Source organism: Streptomyces sp. NPDC027189 (assembly GCF_055566975.1).
This window is the reverse complement of the sequence record NZ_JBVHRI010000005.1, coordinates 97,936-113,870: the sequence shown is the minus strand read 5'-3', so window position 1 is coordinate 113,870 and position 15,935 is coordinate 97,936. Positions and strand designations below refer to the sequence as shown.

Annotated in this window: 15 protein-coding genes; 7 read left to right on the top strand and 8 right to left on the bottom strand. The window is 70.0% G+C overall.

The genetic code is table 11. The features are described 5' to 3' along the window. Window positions 1-27: 27 nt before the first annotated feature. A complete protein-coding gene (locus ACZ4RZ_RS14105) occupies window positions 28-1,443 on the bottom strand; it encodes a GH39 family glycosyl hydrolase (RefSeq protein ID WP_467745053.1) in 1,416 nt (471 codons plus the stop codon). Between the two features lie 167 nt (window positions 1,444-1,610). Between ACZ4RZ_RS14105 and ACZ4RZ_RS14100 the strand changes: the two genes are divergently transcribed. Then, a complete protein-coding gene (locus ACZ4RZ_RS14100; RefSeq protein ID WP_467744485.1) occupies window positions 1,611-2,705 on the top strand; it encodes a DUF5925 domain-containing protein in 1,095 nt (364 codons plus the stop codon). Between the two features lie 56 nt (window positions 2,706-2,761). After that, window positions 2,762-3,532, top strand: coding sequence for a DUF72 domain-containing protein (locus tag ACZ4RZ_RS14095; RefSeq protein WP_467744484.1), 771 nt, complete (start codon window positions 2,762-2,764; stop codon window positions 3,530-3,532). Window positions 3,533-3,678: 146 nt separating this feature from the next. Here ACZ4RZ_RS14095 and ACZ4RZ_RS14090 read toward each other — a convergent pair whose 3' ends face one another. Next, the gene (locus ACZ4RZ_RS14090; protein WP_467744482.1) at window positions 3,679-4,047 is read right to left on the bottom strand and encodes a GntR family transcriptional regulator; all 369 of its coding nucleotides are present in this window, start codon (window positions 4,045-4,047) and stop codon (window positions 3,679-3,681) included. A 71-nt stretch (window positions 4,048-4,118) separates the two neighbouring features. On the opposite strand from ACZ4RZ_RS14090, the gene ACZ4RZ_RS14085 reads away from it, so the two are divergent. Continuing rightward, on the top strand, window positions 4,119-5,048 hold the full coding sequence (locus ACZ4RZ_RS14085) for a GNAT family N-acetyltransferase (protein WP_467744480.1): 930 nt from the start codon (window positions 4,119-4,121) through the stop codon (window positions 5,046-5,048). Further along, entirely contained in the window at window positions 5,029-5,529 is a 501-nt protein-coding gene (locus ACZ4RZ_RS14080; RefSeq protein ID WP_467744478.1) for a ribonuclease FAU-1 family protein, read from the top strand. Before ACZ4RZ_RS14085 ends, ACZ4RZ_RS14080 begins: the two co-directional genes overlap by 20 nt. A gap of 21 nt (window positions 5,530-5,550) precedes the next feature. Here ACZ4RZ_RS14080 and ACZ4RZ_RS14075 read toward each other — a convergent pair whose 3' ends face one another. After that, entirely contained in the window at window positions 5,551-6,168 is a 618-nt protein-coding gene (locus tag ACZ4RZ_RS14075) for a class I SAM-dependent methyltransferase (protein ID WP_467744476.1), read from the bottom strand. A 136-nt stretch (window positions 6,169-6,304) separates the two neighbouring features. On the opposite strand from ACZ4RZ_RS14075, the gene ACZ4RZ_RS14070 reads away from it, so the two are divergent. Next, window positions 6,305-6,439: a hypothetical protein gene (locus tag ACZ4RZ_RS14070; protein WP_356140129.1), complete on the top strand. Its 135-nt coding sequence runs from the start codon at window positions 6,305-6,307 to the stop codon at window positions 6,437-6,439. Window positions 6,440-6,482: 43 nt separating this feature from the next. Here the strand turns inward: ACZ4RZ_RS14070 and ACZ4RZ_RS14065 are convergent, their stop codons facing one another. The 3 genes from ACZ4RZ_RS14065 to ACZ4RZ_RS14055 form a co-directional block, all read right to left on the bottom strand. After that, complete coding sequence (locus ACZ4RZ_RS14065; RefSeq protein ID WP_467744475.1) at window positions 6,483-6,932, bottom strand: GNAT family N-acetyltransferase; 450 nt, start codon at window positions 6,930-6,932, stop codon at window positions 6,483-6,485. Between the two features lie 177 nt (window positions 6,933-7,109). Next, window positions 7,110-7,670, bottom strand: coding sequence for a DinB family protein (locus ACZ4RZ_RS14060; protein ID WP_467744473.1), 561 nt, complete (start codon window positions 7,668-7,670; stop codon window positions 7,110-7,112). Window positions 7,671-8,203: 533 nt separating this feature from the next. Continuing rightward, on the bottom strand, window positions 8,204-8,608 hold the full coding sequence (locus ACZ4RZ_RS14055; protein ID WP_467744472.1) for a hypothetical protein: 405 nt from the start codon (window positions 8,606-8,608) through the stop codon (window positions 8,204-8,206). Between the two features lie 84 nt (window positions 8,609-8,692). On the opposite strand from ACZ4RZ_RS14055, the gene ACZ4RZ_RS14050 reads away from it, so the two are divergent. Further along, entirely contained in the window at window positions 8,693-12,103 is a 3,411-nt protein-coding gene (locus tag ACZ4RZ_RS14050) for an AfsR/SARP family transcriptional regulator (protein WP_467744471.1), read from the top strand. A 506-nt stretch (window positions 12,104-12,609) separates the two neighbouring features. Here the strand turns inward: ACZ4RZ_RS14050 and ACZ4RZ_RS14045 are convergent. Then, window positions 12,610-12,975, bottom strand: a complete 366-nt coding sequence (locus ACZ4RZ_RS14045; RefSeq protein ID WP_467744469.1) for a hypothetical protein — start codon at window positions 12,973-12,975, stop codon at window positions 12,610-12,612. A 905-nt stretch (window positions 12,976-13,880) separates the two neighbouring features. Here ACZ4RZ_RS14045 and ACZ4RZ_RS14040 point away from each other — a divergent pair. After that, window positions 13,881-14,888 (top strand): lytic polysaccharide monooxygenase auxiliary activity family 9 protein, encoded by a 1,008-nt coding sequence (locus ACZ4RZ_RS14040; RefSeq protein ID WP_467744467.1) that lies wholly within the window; start codon window positions 13,881-13,883, stop codon window positions 14,886-14,888. A gap of 58 nt (window positions 14,889-14,946) precedes the next feature. Here the strand turns inward: ACZ4RZ_RS14040 and ACZ4RZ_RS14035 are convergent, their stop codons facing one another. Further along, window positions 14,947-15,807, bottom strand: a complete 861-nt coding sequence (locus tag ACZ4RZ_RS14035; RefSeq protein WP_467744466.1) for an esterase/lipase family protein — start codon at window positions 15,805-15,807, stop codon at window positions 14,947-14,949. Window positions 15,808-15,935 lie beyond the last annotated feature (128 nt).

Sequence of the window (15,935 nt, the reverse complement as noted above, 5' to 3'; positions counted from 1 at the left end):
CGCGGGCGCCGAAGTGGCTCACCGGACCTACCGGGTGAGCCACTTCACCTCGTACGCCCGCATCTCGAACCGCTTGCCGTCCACCTGGGCGCTGATCGAGCGGTCCAGGGCGTTGATCACTAGGGCGACCTTGTCGGTGGCGAGCACGCGGACGTTGGGCACGTCGTCGGCGGCGACGGACACGGTCTCGTACTTGGTCCCGGGCGGGAACTCCTTGCCGAAGCGGGACACCAGGTCGTGGATGGGGAGTGGTTTCCCGCCGTCGGCGCCGTCGGTCGGCGTCCACAGGCAGCCCGCGCAGTCGGAGCCCTTCTCCTCCTCCGGGTTCCAGTAGAAGCCCGAGGAGGCGCCGCCCTTGACCATCGCGATCATTCCGGCGGCCTGCACGGCGGCGCGGTGGATCTCGGACCAGCCCTTGCGGTCGTCGTTGCCGTCGGCCGGTTCGACGTAGTACTCGGCCCACCACAGCGGCAGGCCGTGCGTCTGTTCGCGCACCCACTCACCGACGGCCGTGAGCTTGTCGGTGGCCGCGAACTCGTTGGGCAGCATCTCGTCGTCGTTGGTGTAGCTGGAGCCGTCCACGACGACGAAGTCGGCGCCCACCTTGTTCTTGTTCCAGTAGTCGAAGGCGTCGAGGACGCGCTGGTCCATGGCACCCCAGGTGCCCTTCACGGTGGTGGACGCGTTGTCCGTCTGGCGCGGGTCGAAGCTGTCCATGACCAGGTAGGGGCCGCCCACCATGATGTCCTCGTTGACCTTCTTCAGCGCCTTGTAGACCAGGTTGTAGAGCTCGGTGTAGCCCTCGTAGTCCCAGCGGGCCTTGCTGTCGTTCCAGAAGCCCTTGAACTCGTTCCAGACGATGAAGTGCCGTACGTCCGGATAGCGCTTGGCGACGGTCGCGGCGAGCGCGGCGAAGTCCTTGTAGTGGGCGCGGTCCGGGGCGGTCTCCAGGGCGGCCTGGCTCCAGTCGGTGACGCCGGACTTGCCGCCCTTCATCCAGTCCGGGGAGCAGCACAGGGTGACGACCGGGGTGCCGCCGGACTTGCGGATGAAGTCGATGCGGCGGTCCATCTCGGCGAAGTCGTAACGCCCCTTGGACGGCTCGGGGTTGCCCGCACCCCAGCCCATGATGTGCTGGTTCTGCGGCAGCGACTGCTTCTCCAGCAGCCCCTCGACGCGCTCGGTGGCGGCGGCGGCGCCCTCGTCGGCGCTGAACTGGGTATGGGTGAAGCCCCAGCCCACCTCCGGCCGCGGCGTTTCGGGCGGGGTGACCGGTGTACCATGCACCTTGTCCCCGTCGCGGGTCGTGCCCGCGATGCTCCCGCCGTCTCCCGGCAGGGTGTTGAGCAGGGTCACGACCAGGGCCAGAGCAGCCACACCGACGCCGAGCAGCGCGGTGAGCCGCCACCGTCGTGCCCCCGAATTCCACCCATGACGTCCCATCATGGGCAACAGTAACGGCGGGGATCGGCCGTAGGACAGATCCCGTATCACCACAGCCCTGTAACAGGACGGAGGGGATACACCGGATGCGGTGGACGACAGCCGACACACGGGACGCACCGCGGAAACCGGGTGCACGGCGCGCCCACGTGACGGATCATGGCGGCATGTCTGCGAACCCACACGACGCTCTGCCGATCCGGCTCAACGTCGACGACAGCGACTCGCCGTCGGACGTCGTCGACGCGCTGTTCCTCGGCCGCTTCGCGACGGGCGAGCAGCCGCACTCGCACGCGGCGAACATCGACCGCGTACGGTCCGGGGCGACCCTGCTCCCGCCGGGCGCACGCGTGCTGCGCTCCGCCCGCGACGACGACCGCAGCTCGACCCTCGCCGAGGGCGACGGCTGGACCCTCCTGGTGTCGCGCTGGAACCGCGGCGCCGACGTCACCGTGACCGCGACCAGCGAGGAGCTGGCCGAGAAGGTACTGAACCAGGCGACGGACGGCGCGGCGGACGAGCCGGAGCCGCAGCCGGAGAACGTGACGATGGGGTTCTGGTACGTGTCGCCGCGCCGGGGCCCGCACCGTACGACGCGGCAGATCTCGGCGGGTACGTGGGAAGAGGTCCGCGCCAACTACACGGCGCCGGTGGCGGACGCGATGGACCGTCTGATGAAGACGACGCCGGAGGACATCGCGGGCCGGCTGCTGCTGTTGCACGGGCCGCCCGGCACCGGCAAGACCTCCGCGCTGCGCACGCTCGCCCGCTCCTGGCGCGACTGGTGCCAGGTCGACTGCGTCCTGGACCCCGAGCGGCTCTTCTCGGACGTCGGCTATCTCATGGACATCGCGATCGGCGAGGAGGACGGCACGGGGAAGGGCCGCTGGCGGCTGCTCCTCCTGGAGGACTGCGACGAGCTGATCCGCGGTGAGGCCAAGCACACCGCGGGTCAGGCGCTCTCGCGCCTGCTCAACCTCACGGACGGCCTGCTGGGTCAGGGCCGCAATGTGCTGGTGGGCGTCACCACCAACGAGGACCTGGAGCGCCTCCATCCGGCCGTTGTCCGCCCCGGCCGCTGTCTCGCCCGCATCGAGGTCGGCCCGCTGACCCGCCGCGAGGCGGTGAGCTGGCTGGGCACGGAGGAGGGCGTCTCGCGCGAGGGCGCGACCTTGGCGGAGCTGTACGCGCTGCGCCGGGGGACGACTCCTACGTCGGTACCGGACCAGCGCGAGGGCGCGGACGCGGGGCTGTATCTGTAGCTCCGCATCCGATCTGTGGCCCCGCGTCTGCCCGCCTCCGGTGCTTTGATGGAGGTATGACCCTGTACGTCGGCACGTCGGGGTGGCAGTACAAGGACTGGCGCGGTGTCCTCTACCCGGACCGGCTGCCCCTGCGGCTCTGGCTGGAGGAATACGCGGCGCGGTTCGCGACGGTCGAGCTCAACAACGCCTTCTACCGGCTGCCGTCGCGGCAGAACTTCGAGGGCTGGCGGGAGCGCACTCCCGCGGACTTCGTCGTCGCCGTCAAGGCGAGCCGCTATCTGACCCACATCAAGCGGCTGCGGGACCCGGCGGAGCCGGTGCACCGCCTGATGACGCACGCGGCCGGCCTGGGCGACCGGCTCGGCCCGGTCCTGCTCCAGCTCCCGCCCACGCTGCGCGCCGACCCCGCGCTCCTCGACGACTGTCTCGCCCAGTTCCCGTCCGGCACGCGGATCGCGGTCGAACCGCGCCACGACTCCTGGTGGACGCCCGAGGTGCGCGAGGTGATGGAGTCACGGGGCGCCGCCCTCTGCTGGGCCGACGTGCTGTCCCGCCCGGTGACCCCCCTGTGGCGGACCACCGACTGGGGCTACGTCCGCTTCCACCAGGGCCGCGCCCTGCGGTGGCCGCATTACGGCCGGCAGTCCCTGACGACCTGGATACAGCGCATCGCGGACACCTGGCCGGACGACCACGACGTGTACGTGTACTTCAACAACGATCCGCACGCGGCGGCCGTCCAGGACGCGGTGACGTTCGCCCGGGCGGCGAGGGCAGCGGGCCTGACGGTGACCCGCACGCCGGGCCACATGCCGGCGTCGTGAGGTGACGCGGCCCGTCTACTCACCGCGACTCTTCTTTCCGCCTCTTCCCGTCTCGTCCCGCCTCGACGGCGCTCCGGCGCTCCGCTCCGGCACGGCGGCGTACCCGGCGGTGCCGAAGTCGGCCCAGCCGCGGCGGCGACCCGCTCCTATCCCCCGTAAGCCGCCCGCAGGGCATCCCGTACGGCGTCGAGCGCGGCCGACTCCGTGAGGCCGAGGCGGCGCGCCCGGTCGGCGTAGGCCTGCGCGGCGGTCGCGGCCTCGCGTGACGCGGCGTCGCCGGCCGCGGCCACGAACGTTCCGTTGCGCCCCCGCGTCTCGATCACCCCGTCCGCCTCCAGGGCCCGGTACGCCTTGGCGACGGTGTTGGCCGCGAGGCCGAGCGACTCGGCGAGGCCGCGCACCGTGGGCAGCTTGTAGCCGACCGGCAGCGCACCGGACCGGGCCTGCTCGGAAATCTGGGCGCGCACCTGCTCGTACGGCGCGGCCCCCTCATCGATGTGGATCTTCAGGGTCACGCAGCGATTGTCCCGTACCCACCGGAAAATGAGAGGCATCCGCACACGACCCACGCGTAGCGTGCGACTCCATGACCGTGATCGTTCGCGAACTGCGCCGCGGAGACCGGGCGGACGCCGAGGCCTTCGCCCGCATCCGTCACCTGGCCCTCCCGTTCATGCTCTTCACCCCCGAGTCCATCGCCTACGACCTGGAGCACGCCCACCCCGACTCCCACTACCAGCCGCTGCTGGCCGAGCGGGACGGCGAGCTCGTCGGCACCGCACAAGTGGGCTTCGTATACGACAGCCCGGAGCCCGGCCAGGCGAACGTCAACGTCTATGTGCACCCCGAGCGGACGGGACGCGGTGCGGGCGCGCTGCTGGTGCGCGCCGCCGAGGAACGCCTTGCCGCCCTCGGCGCGACCAGGCTGCACGCCTGGGTCCTGGACGAGCCCGGGAACCGTGCCTTCGCGGAGAGGCACGGCTACCGCGCCGGCCGCTCCGCGCACTTCCTCCGCCTGGACCTGGCGAACGGCTCCCTGCCGCCGCTCCAGTCCCCGCCGCCCGGCGTGGAGCTGCGCACCGCCGCGGACTTCGCCGACGATCCGCGACCACTGTTCCACCTGGACGCGGAGACGCTGCTGGACGAACCGAGCGACGTCGACCGCGAGTTCACGGACTACGAGGCCTGGCTGACGGAAACCTGGCGCCACCCCCTGTTCAGCCCCGGGCTGACCTCGGTCGCCGTGGTCGACGGCCGGCCCGCCGCGTTCAGCGCGGCCCGCACCGACGGCGGCACCCGCTATGGCACGGTGATGACGGGAACCGCGCGTGCCTTCCGGGGCCGCGGCCTCGCCAAGCTCGCCAAGAACGACTCCCTGCACCGCGCCCGCTCGGCCGGCTTCACGGAGGCGTTCACGGGCAACGACTCCGGAAACGGGCCGATGCTGGCGATCAACAAGTGGTTCGGATACGAGATCTGCGCGACGGAGGTGCAGTATGTCCGCGACCTCGGCTGACACCCCGGCCTCACTGGAGGTCGTCCTCGTCAAGTACGGGCGTACGAAGATCAGTTACCCCGCCGAGCTGCTCGCCGACGACGGCACGCGGATCACCGTACGCGCGCCGTGGGCGGGCGACGGCGTACGCGACTTCGGCTTCGTCCGGTTCGAACAGGGCGATGTCTTCACCGAGTACTACTGGCGGGACCGGTGGTACGCGGTGAAGGAGGTCCGCGACAGCCAGGGTGTGCTGAAGGGCTGGTACTGCGACATCACCCGCCCGGCCACCGTCTCCGGCGGCGAGCTGGTCGTCGAGGATCTCGACCTGGACCTGTGGCGCTCGGCCGACGGCAGGACCGTACTCCGCCTGGACGAGGACGAGTTCGCGGCGAGCGGCCTGGCGACCACCGACCCCGAGGCCGCGACCGCCGCCGAGAACGCCCTGGACGAACTCGAACGACTGGCCCGCGGCGGCGACTTCGAGGCGCTACTGGCCTAGCCGGCTAGGGCCCCCGTCTCGTCACTCGACGGTGGCCACCACCGCGTAGCGCTCGTCCTCGACTTCCCGGCCCCACAGCCGTGCGTCGTCCGACAGCGGCTCCACGCGGAGGTGGGTCACCAGAGGGTCGAGGAGGGCGGTCAGCCGGTCGGCCGGTATGCCGACCGGGCTCACGGTCCCCCAGACGCCCTCGACGAGGACGAGTCGCCCTCCCGGGCGGAGCAGTCCGCGCCAGTGGCGCAGGACGCGCTCGGGGTCCGGCAGCGCCCACAGCACATGGCGGCACAGCAGCACGTCGAACCGCTGCTCACCGATGGGCGGTGCCACCGCGTCACCGACGAGAAACACCGCGTCACGGCCGGCCAGCTTCGCGCGCGCGAGGTCGACCATGCGCGGCGAGCGGTCGACCCCGGTGACCCGGTGACCTCTCTCGGACGCGAGCAGTGACAGGCTGCCGGTGCCGCAGCCCGCGTCGAGGACGTCGGCCGGGCGCTCGGGCAGCCACGCCCGCAGCCGGGCCGCCCAGGCCTCCCTTACGACGGAGTCGCGCAGGCCGTGGTCCGGCTCCTCGTCGAACGTGACGGACTCCGCGTCCCAGTCGACGCCCGCTCCCGGATTCATGTCACTGTTACTCGCCATGCGCCCCAGGGTGACACCCGCCACTGACAGTCGATTCGTGACAGCCGCCACAGACAGATCCCGACCGATGAGGAACTCTCCCGGAAAGGGTCTACCTCCGTACACAGCGGAATCCGGTAGGCACAAGGAGGCAGCCATGCGCCGTGTGACCGTGCAGAAGCCCCTGAGGAAGTCGGACTCCCGCCGTGTGCGGGACGAGGCCGACGAGCGTCCGGCCGAGCGCCCGGAGGTCCGAAAGGACATCGCACGAACGTGGTGGCCGGACGGCTGAGCCGCCGCGACCACCACCAGGACCAAGACCAGAACCGGAACCGTCAGACCAGCCGCTTGCGATAGTGGATCCGGTCGTACGGACCGTCGACGCGCCGCTCGACCACCTCGTACCCGTACCTCGGGTAGATCTTCTGGTTCTCCCACATCAGCGCGTTCGTCAGAAGCCTGATCTCGGGCAGTCCGAGCTCACGCGCGCGTGCGTCCACGAAGTGCAGCAGCCGGCGCCCGATGCCCTTGCCGTGGGCGTCGGGGTGGACGGCGATGATGTCGAGGTACAGGTGATCCTCGCGCTCCTCGACCACCACGAGCCCCGTCACCGGCTCGCCCGTCACGAACACCTGCCCCGCGGCCACGTTCGCCGCGTGATCCGCCTCCATGGGCGCCGGAACCAGCCCGATGCGCGCGATGTAGGGATGGAACGCCGCGTCGATCAAGGCCTTCACGACCGGCACGTCGTCGGCGACGGCCGACCGGATTTCCTCGTCTGTCATGCCGCGAACGCTACCTACCTGATCGCAGTCTCAGCACTCCCTTGACGGGAGCACCCACGACGGGCCGTACCGCTGCCCTTGCTGCGGCTCATCGCACTGGCCGAGCGTGGAGCGTTCGAGATCTGCGATGTCTGCTGCTGCATGCGCCTGCGGCGGCGGATGTAACCCCGGCCCTCGTTACTGGCCCACCCTTCCGTCGATGCACTCGCGCAACAGGTCGGCGTGCCCGCAGTGACGGGCATACTCCTCGATCCTGTGCACCATCAGCTCCCGAACTGCGATCCCGTCCTTCCCCAGACGCTCGCTCAGATCCGGGTGCTCGGCCAGCGCGGCGTCGGTCGCGGCCTGCTCGCGCGCCAGAGCGGAGTACGCAGCGTCGACCTCGGCCTGCTCGGCGACAGCTCCGTCGAAGTCCGCGTCACGCTCGCCGTACAGCTTCGGCAGCGGATCACCGTCGCTGATCCAGTTGCGCCAGTCCCGTTCCACCTCGACGAGGTGCCGAAGCAGGCCGAGCAGCGACATCGTCGACGGCGGAACCGACCGCCGGGCCAGTTGCTCCGCATCCAGACCCTCGCACTTCATCCGCAGGGTCGTGCGGTAGTTCGTCAGGAAGTCCTGCAGCGTCGCAAGCTCGCCGTCCGGACTGACTCCTTCGCTGTCGCGGGGGTCGTCATCCGGGTCAACCCACATGTCGGGGTAGATGGTTGCCCGGCTCCATCGTGCGGTTTGGTCACTCATGCGTTCCATGTTCGTCCGTGAGGGCCCGAGCTCGCCAGTCCCCGCGTTTGAAGTAGTTCGGGTGCTTGGGGGCAGCGTCGTTGTCCATCACCAGGTGCAGCTCGCCTTCGGGGTAGGCGCGCGGGTGACCTGCTTGAGGAAGGCGCGGAACCCTTGGCCCCGGTGCCGGGCTTGCACGCCCCGGTGACCTGGCCGGTGGCGAGCTGCCCGGACAGAGAAACAGCAGGCCACCGGCAAGAACACAGCAGCTCTCCGCGCAAATGCCCGTCGAACCATCTGGGTACGCTCCGCCTCGGACATCTCGGTGTTCTCGCTCAGGAGTCTCAACTCGCTGCGGGCCTGGGTCAGCACAGCGAGAAAGCCCGCGTACAGGTCACGCCGGGGCTTCCGCCACTCGGACGTGACGGCGCGTTTGTGCTTGCGTGACTCCAGCAGCAGCTCGCGATGGTCCTTGCGCGCCTCCACCAACAGCGAGGTCCCCCTTGCGACACCCGCGCCCAACAGCGTGGCCAAGAGAGTCGTCCACTGCATCGTCAGCCGAACGCGTTGTGCCGTGTGTTGCCGTCGCCGACCAGCACCCCTTGAGCGCCGCGGGCGTCCACGGTGATGTGCCCCGTCCGGCGCTGCGCGCGGAATACGGCGCGGGCCGCCGCGAGGATCTCCTTGTCCGTCTCCGCTCTGGAGCCCGTCAGGACCTGGAGCAGCCGGTTCCACCACAGGTCGGGGTCCGTTTCGTACGCGTCCAGCACCCGTACGCCGTAGCCGCCGCCCACGCCGTTGCCGCCTTCCCCGCTGTTGGCGCCACCCCCGCCCAGCCGTCGGCGGACCGCCTCGCTCAGCCCGGCGTAGAGGCCGTGGACGACTCCGCGCGCAGTGTCCGTGAGTCCGGCCGCCGCCCGTGTGGCCAACGCGGTGGCCACCAACTCCACGTCGGTCACTGGGACCTCCCCTCAGTTGTGCGGGTTGTGCGATGTCGTGTCCGTCACCATGGCCGGGGGTGCTGCAATGCTGGTGAAATTCCGATGATGTGGAGGAGCGGGGGCTACGCAGTGGACGGGGGAACTCCTCAGCAGCTTCGGATCGACGTGCTCGGGCCGTTACAGGCTCGGCGGGGCGCAACACCGCTGGATCTGGGGCCTGTTAAGCGGCAAGCCGTGCTGGCCGCGTTGCTGCTCCGTCAGGGGGCCGTGGTGAGCCATGAACAGCTGCTCGACGGGGTGTGGGGGTCGGAGCCACCCGCATCCGGCCACAAGGTGCTGGCCAGTCATGTCAACCCGCTGCGCAGGACACTCGACGCCGAAGGCACCCGGCATACGGAGTCGGTGATCCGCAGCGGCAAGGGCTGGTACCGCTTCGCCGCCGACGACGTCCGGCTCGATGTGGCGGACCTGACCGAGTGGGGCGATGAGGCGCTGCGCACCAAGGCGTCCGGCGACCTGGCCACCGCGACGGACCAGTTGTCCGCAGCGCTCGCGCTGTTCCAGGGCGAGCCCTTGGCCAACCTGCCGGGACCGTTCGCGCAGGCCGAGCGGGAGCGGATGCTGGAGCGCCGGCGAACACTCCGGCTGGAGAGGCTCGAGTCTCTGGTCCTGCTCGGCCGGTTCACCGATGCCCTGGACGACCTCGCCGCGCTGTCCGCGTCCGATCCGTATGACGAGTCGCTGTTGGCCTTGCGTATGCGGGCTCTGTACGGCTGCGAACGTCAGGCCGAAGCGCTGAACGCCTACGAGGACATGCGCGTACGCCTGCGTGACGAACTCGGAGTCGATCCCCGTGAGGAGCTCCGCCGGGTGCACGAGGCGGTGCTGCGCCAGGACGACACCTGCCTCCTCGGTCCGGCGGATCCCCCCGCGCAAACGCTCTCCAAGATCACCCTTCGTAATGATCCGGCAGCGGCCGCGCCGATGCGACCAGGGTCACCGCAGCGATCCGCTCACCCGCCACGCGACAGCGCTCCGCCCTCTCCGGCCGAACTGCCGCACGACGCCGCGGGGTTCGCCGGCCGCACCGACGAACTCGCCAGGCTGCACGCGCTGCTTCCGCCCGAGCAGGGCCGGGGACCGGCGAACACCGTGGTCATCTCCGCCATCGGCGGCGCCGCCGGCATCGGCAAGACCGCTCTGGCGGTGCACTGGGCACACCAGGTGCGTGAGCGCTTCCCGGACGGTCAGCTGTATGTGAACCTGCACGGATTCGACCACGACCGGCAGCCGCTCAAGCCCGGCGAAGCCCTTGAGCTCCTGCTGCGCAGCCTGGGGCTCGCGGCATCAGAGATCTCCACGAACGACGACGCGCAGGCACGCGTGTACCGGACGCTGCTCGCCGACCGACGCCTGCTCGTCCTGCTGGACAACGCAGCCTCGGCGGAGCAGGTCCGTCCGCTGCTCCCAGGCAGCCCGTCCTGCTGCGTCGTCGTCACCAGTCGCAACCGGCTCGGCGATCTCGTGGCCCGCGACGGGGCACACTCCATGCCGTTGGACCTTCTCCTGCCGGCCGAGGCCCGCGCACTGCTGAGCCAGATACTCGGCGCGGACCGGCTGTCCGCGGAACCAGCCGCGGCTGACGAGTTGATCCGGCTGTGCGGCAGCCTGCCGCTGGCTCTGCGCGTGGCCGCCGCCCGGCTGGCGGGCGATCCAGGCTTGCGCCTGGCCGATCTGGTCACCGAGATGTCCAAGGGCAACCGGCTTGAGGCGCTGGAGCCGGACGGTGACGACAGCTCCCCCTTGCGTACGGCCTTTTCCGCGTCGCACGCGGTTCTGGCGCCAGCCGCGCGCCGGCTGTTCCGCCTGCTCGGCCTCTTCCCCGGACCGCACCTCACCGCCGAAGTCGCGGCAGCCCTCCTGGACGTACCACTGCAGCCGGCCCGACGCCTGCTCAGCACCCTGGCCGCCGCCCACCTGATCGAGCCGGCGACGGTGGGCCGATACCGGTTCCACGATCTCCTTCGCGAGTACGCGCAGGAGCGTGCGCAGGTGGAAGAAACGGCGGCAGATCGTGACGCCGCGTTGCGACGCGTCCTGATCTGGTACGTGCACGCCGCTCGCGCCGCCTCGGGAACCTGGTTCTTCCCGGAGCTGCCCCCCGACCTCGTCCCCGAGGGCGGCCGGCCGGGCATGCCAACCGCCGCCGGAGCCGAACAGTGGCTGGAGGCGGAGCGGGCGAATCTGCTCGCCGTCATCAACCATGCCGGCCGCCACGGTCCCCGCCTCGTCGCCTGGCACCTGACCAACGCACTGCTCGGCTACTTCTGGCTCCATCTGCCGCGGGCGACGTGGCAGGCCACCGCGCAGACGGCGCTGGACGCGGCCACGGCCGAAGGCGACCTGTTCGGCCAGGCAGCCATGCACAGCAACCTCGGAATGGCCCGGTGGGACCGGGGGCACGCAAGGCAGGCGATGGATCATCACGCACGCGTACTGGACATCAGTCGGGAGCTCGGTTGGGCGACAGGCGAGGCAGTGGCTCTCGGCGGCACAGGCTTCGTGGAATGGAGCATGGCGCGCCTCGACCGTGCGCACGAGCATCTCACCACCGGCATGCGGATCATCCGTGCAGCCGGAAATCGTCACATGGAAGCGTTGGGGTTGGTCTTCCTCGGTTGGACCTGCCGGGATCTGGGCCGGCTGCGCGAGGCTGCTGATCACCTCGAACTGGCCATCAGGCGAAACGAGGAGATCGGCTGGAACGACGACAGCCTGGCTCTGCAGAATCTGGGCTGGGTGTACTGGGAACTCGGACGTCTGGCTGACGGCCTCGACGTCCTCGGCCCCGAGGTGACCGCTGACGAGAGGAGCGGATACCGCCATGGCCGCGCGATGATGCTGGACGCCGTCGCGAAGATCAATATCGAGCTCGGCCGCCACGACGAGGCGCTGATACAGGCTGAGCGTGCCTTTGCCATGGTCAAGGACGTGGGACGGCGCTGGATTCAGGCCGGCATCCTCAACACGGTCGCCGACGCTCACCGAAAGCTCGCACATTTCGACGAGTCGGTCCGGGTTGACGGGCAGGCTCTCACCCTGGCCCGCGAGGCGAGATTCAGACGCGCCGAGGCGGACAGCATCCTGGGGCTCTCCCTCACCCAGCAGCAGCTGGGCCTGCACGACCAGGCCCGCAGCCATGCCGAGCAGGCGCTGAACCTGGCGCGCGATCACGGGTTCCGCGTGGTGGAGGGTCAGGCCCTGACCGTCATGTGCGGTATAGCGGAGTCCGAGGCGACGTATGTCAGAGCCGTCGCACTCGGCCGGGAGGCACTGGCGATACACCGTCAGACCGGCCACCGCCTCGGCGAAGCCCGTACCCTCGTCGTCCTCAGCCGCGCCCTCCACAAGAGCAAGGACGCTGCCGCCGGCCCCATGAGGCAGCGGGCGTTGGACGTCTTCTCAGACGTCGGCGTGCCGGCGGCGGAGGCGTACAAAGATCTCGACTGGTGACGTTTGCACAGCCGTGACCGGAAACCTTCGAAGAAGGGCGCGGCTCTTCTAAAGGAAAGGGCTCAACCGGAAGAACGTTTTCCCGGGCCAGACACCTCATGGACGACGTTTCCGCAGTTCACAGCCCGCCCACGGAAAACTCCTGAAGCGGGTGTCGCAGGTTCGAATCCTGCCGGGGCACAAAGAGAAGGGCCGGCTCAGGAGGGGTTGCCTCCCAGGCCGGCCCTTCGGCGTTTCAGGCGCCGTGCCACAGGCGTGCCACTACGTGCCGGCGGGGTCCTCTTCGGGGGTTCTTTGTCGTCTGGATCGGTCGGCGGGTGCCGCACCACAACCGCGCCATTGGCTGAGGCCGCCGCGTCCGTCGTTCCCTGTCTCGGAGCCAGTCGCAGCGGCATACGCAGGCCAGTTGTCGAAGTGACTGCCGGCGACTGCGCACGACGGCGTTCGGGAAGGTCCGGCCAGGCCGAGGGGCAGGGGCGTCTGCACGGGAGCCTTAGGCGGGTGCGTCAGGCGGGTGGGCATCCGAACCAGTTCACCGTGCCGTCGCTGGAGGTATAGCCCAGGCACCTGATGGTTCTGTTGTGCAGGGTCTCGGTCCGGTCGACCCCTTCGTCCAGAGTGTCCCCCTTGTAATGGGTCTGTTCGAGGGTGTCGATCTCGACGATGTACCAGCGGCTCTTGTCGGTCGGGATGCTGCAGCGGTGGCCGGTCACGTTGCGGCTGGGCCCTTCGCTCCACATGTCCTGTTCGGCGCGGTCGCAGTGCGCGCTGTCGGCGGCGCCGGCGGCGCCGGCGCCGGTGCCGAGCAGGGCCGTCGCGCCCGTGGCCACCGCCGCGGTAACGCCGAGCAGGCGCTTCAGAGTGATGTTCATCGATTGGTCCTCCTGCCAGGTGCGGTGACGGCTCGGAGTCGCCATGTCACCTCAGTGTGATGGTCACACTTATCCGGGATGTCCGGCCCGGCAGCCGGCGGCGCAGTCCCCCGACCCGGTGACGTCGGTGATGCCAATGCAGCAGGCCGCGGTCACACCCCCGGCCGCCCCCGGAGCGGGCCTCGGTTAGTGCCGGGGAGCGCCGCCCCGTCCTGGTCACCACCGACGGCCGACGAGCCCTCACGGTGTGGAAACGATGGCGGCCACGGCTGGCCGACCAGAACCGTGCCCAGGAGTGCGAGGCCCTGCGTCCCCTCCTCCACGGCGAGCAGGCCGCGCGACTCGCAGCGCAGGCCCGCCTGGGCCGACCGTCCAGCCGCCCCGCGGGAACTCTGCCCCTACCCGGATCTGATGGACAGCTGACATCCACGTGCGACATCAACGACAGCGGGACTCACCTGGCCTTGTTGCCCACGCATGAGGGGCGTGCCGTGCAGAGGGGGTCACACACCCCAAACAGCTCCCCCAGGCCAGGGGCATCGGCGCTCTCACGGGGAGGGGTCCCACATGGTCGTTGGGCACACTCCATGGTCCCCGACCTGGACGGAAGCGAGCCCGCTGCTCGCCCTCAGCAGCCCCGCCGGGAGCCATTCAGAGAGCCAACCGAGGCGTCTCACCGCGGACAAGAGCGGACTGCCACGGACGGTTCCGCCGCTCGCCCGCAGGTGGGACAGAGCTCCCCAAGCGCCCTTCCTGAGCCCCCAGTTAGCCCCGCCTTAACGGCGCCATAAGGATCTCCATCACCCGCCTCCAGCAGGCGATTCCACGGTTTCTTGGGGCTAGCTTGCTGATCGCCCCCCACGGGTTCGCCGCATGCCCGAAGGACCGTTTCAAGGAGTTCCCCCATGTCTGCTCGCCGCAAGGCCGCCACCGTCGCCGTCGGCATCGCCCCCCTCGCCCTGACCGCGCTGGGCGCCGCGCCCGCGTCCGCGCACGGCACGATGGGTGACCCGGTCAGCCGGGTGTCCCAGTGTTATGCGGAGGGCCCCGAGAGCCCCAAGTCGGACGCCTGCAAGGCGGCCGTCGCGGCGGGTGGCACCCAGGCGCTCTACGACTGGAACGGGATCCGGATCGGCGACGCGAACGGGCAGCACCAGGCGCTGATACCGGACGGCAAACTGTGCAGCGCGAACAACGACGAGTTCAAGGGGCTCGACCTGGCGCGCGCCGACTGGCCGGCGACCGGCGTGAGCAGCGGCTCGTACACCTTCAAGTACCGGGTGACCGCCCCGCACAAGGGCACGTTCAAGGTGTACATCACCAAGGCGGGTTACGACCCGTCCCAGCCGCTCGCCTGGGACGACCTGGACCTCGAGCACCCGGTCGCGACGGCCACCGACCCGGTCGCCTCGGGCGGCTTCTACACCTTCTCCGGCACGCTCCCGGAGCGCTCGGGCAAGCAGCTCCTGTACGCGATCTGGCAGCGCTCGGACAGCCCGGAGGCGTTCTACTCCTGCTCGGACGTGGCCTTCGGCGGAAGCGGCAACGCAGGCAGCGGTGGTACGGGAGGCAGCTCCTCCCCCGCCCCGACCGCCTCCGCGCCCTCCGAGGAGCAGATCGAGGACGGTGCCGACAAGTCGACCGTCGAGCACCACGGTCACGGTGACGATGACGCCAGTACGTCGGCGGAGCCGACGACGGCCGCGAGCACCACGAGCGCCGCGGCGGCCGGCACGGACACGGCGAACGAACCGAAGGCGGACGGTTCCTCGCAGAACCTCGCCGAGACGGGCGGCGACTCCTCCACGTCGTACATCGCGATCGGCGGGTCGACCGCCCTTGCGCTCGGTGCCGCGGCGCTGTTCGCCTCGGTCCGACGACGCGCGATGTCGGGTGGCCGCCACGGCCGCTAGGGCGCGGGATTCCGGGGTCTGTCCGGCGGCTCAGGCCGGACAGACCCCGGCGGCGTGCTCAGCTGAACACGGACGCGCAGGTGGTCGCGGTGGCTTGCGACGGATCGAGGGCGTTGGCCACCTCGTGGAACGCGATCCGGTCGAGGAGACCGATCGCCACGTGCTCGGAGAGGTCGACCGAGCACAGGTTCTGCAGCAGGACGTTGTGCACGTCGGAGCCGGTGAGGAACTGGGAGTTGTACGGCGTGGCCACCTCGTCGTACTTGGTGGCGATGACCGTGTAGTGGACGCCCGCGACGGTGTCGCCGCCGGCGTTGAGCTTAGTCAGGAACGCGGATCCGGCGACCTGGTCCGCGAGTCCCGGAGTGGCCGCCGAGAGCAGGTCCTCGGCGCCCGGGAAGTACGGCAGCAGGTTGGCGAGACCGCTGAGAGTCGTGCCGTGGTTGTCGGGCGCGATACCGACGAGCGTGTTCACCTTGGCGGCTCCGCCGAGGAACTTGAGGTAGTAGCGGGGCATCATGCCGCCCTGCGAGTGACCGACGAGGTCGGCCTTGGTCGCGCCGGTCGCGGCGAGCACCTTGTCGACGAATGTCTGGAGCTGTTCGGCCGACTTGTCGATGGGGCCGAGGCCGTTGAAGAGCGGGACGCCGGGCAGCTGCCCGTAGTCGAGCGAGTAGACGCAGTACCCGCGGTGCACGAGGTAGGGGGCGAGGCCCAGCCAGTTGTCGACGGAGTTCCCGAAGGTGCCGTGCACGAGGACGACGGGGCGGGGGTGGGTGGCGGACGGCTTGCAGGAGTAGTTGTTCCAGCCACTGCTGGGGGCGGAGTCCGCCCGGGCGGTGGCGGCGGGGACGACGGCGACAGCGACGGTCAGGAGCAGCGCGGTCAGGGGTCTGAGCACGCGCTTCCAGGGCAGCATCGGGTGATCTCCTTGCGGCTCAAGGGAGTTGCGACGGCGTACGCCCTGTGATCCGGATCACGAGGATGCTGTTCACTCGTCAAGTTACGGGTGAGTAGCTCACGTGTGAAGTTACGCGTCAGTAAAAA

What these genes read in the sequence shown, in the direction of transcription:
- ACZ4RZ_RS14105 (WP_467745053.1), bottom strand. Translation starts at nt 1,443, where the DNA reads ATGGGACGTCATGGGTGGAATTCGGGGGCACGACGGTGGCGGCTCACC.
- ACZ4RZ_RS14100 (WP_467744485.1), top strand. Translation starts at nt 1,611, where the DNA reads ATGTCTGCGAACCCACACGACGCTCTGCCGATCCGGCTCAACGTCGAC.
- ACZ4RZ_RS14095 (WP_467744484.1), top strand. Translation starts at nt 2,762, where the DNA reads ATGACCCTGTACGTCGGCACGTCGGGGTGGCAGTACAAGGACTGGCGC.
- ACZ4RZ_RS14085 (WP_467744480.1), top strand. Translation starts at nt 4,119, where the DNA reads ATGACCGTGATCGTTCGCGAACTGCGCCGCGGAGACCGGGCGGACGCC.
- ACZ4RZ_RS14080 (WP_467744478.1), top strand. Translation starts at nt 5,029, where the DNA reads ATGTCCGCGACCTCGGCTGACACCCCGGCCTCACTGGAGGTCGTCCTC.
- ACZ4RZ_RS14075 (WP_467744476.1), bottom strand. Translation starts at nt 6,168, where the DNA reads ATGGCGAGTAACAGTGACATGAATCCGGGAGCGGGCGTCGACTGGGAC.
- ACZ4RZ_RS14070 (WP_356140129.1), top strand. Translation starts at nt 6,305, where the DNA reads ATGCGCCGTGTGACCGTGCAGAAGCCCCTGAGGAAGTCGGACTCCCGC.
- ACZ4RZ_RS14065 (WP_467744475.1), bottom strand. Translation starts at nt 6,932, where the DNA reads ATGACAGACGAGGAAATCCGGTCGGCCGTCGCCGACGACGTGCCGGTC.
- ACZ4RZ_RS14060 (WP_467744473.1), bottom strand. Translation starts at nt 7,670, where the DNA reads ATGAGTGACCAAACCGCACGATGGAGCCGGGCAACCATCTACCCCGAC.
- ACZ4RZ_RS14050 (WP_467744471.1), top strand. Translation starts at nt 8,693, where the DNA reads ATGATGTGGAGGAGCGGGGGCTACGCAGTGGACGGGGGAACTCCTCAG.
- ACZ4RZ_RS14045 (WP_467744469.1), bottom strand. Translation starts at nt 12,975, where the DNA reads ATGAACATCACTCTGAAGCGCCTGCTCGGCGTTACCGCGGCGGTGGCC.
- ACZ4RZ_RS14040 (WP_467744467.1), top strand. Translation starts at nt 13,881, where the DNA reads ATGTCTGCTCGCCGCAAGGCCGCCACCGTCGCCGTCGGCATCGCCCCC.
- ACZ4RZ_RS14035 (WP_467744466.1), bottom strand. Translation starts at nt 15,807, where the DNA reads ATGCTGCCCTGGAAGCGCGTGCTCAGACCCCTGACCGCGCTGCTCCTG.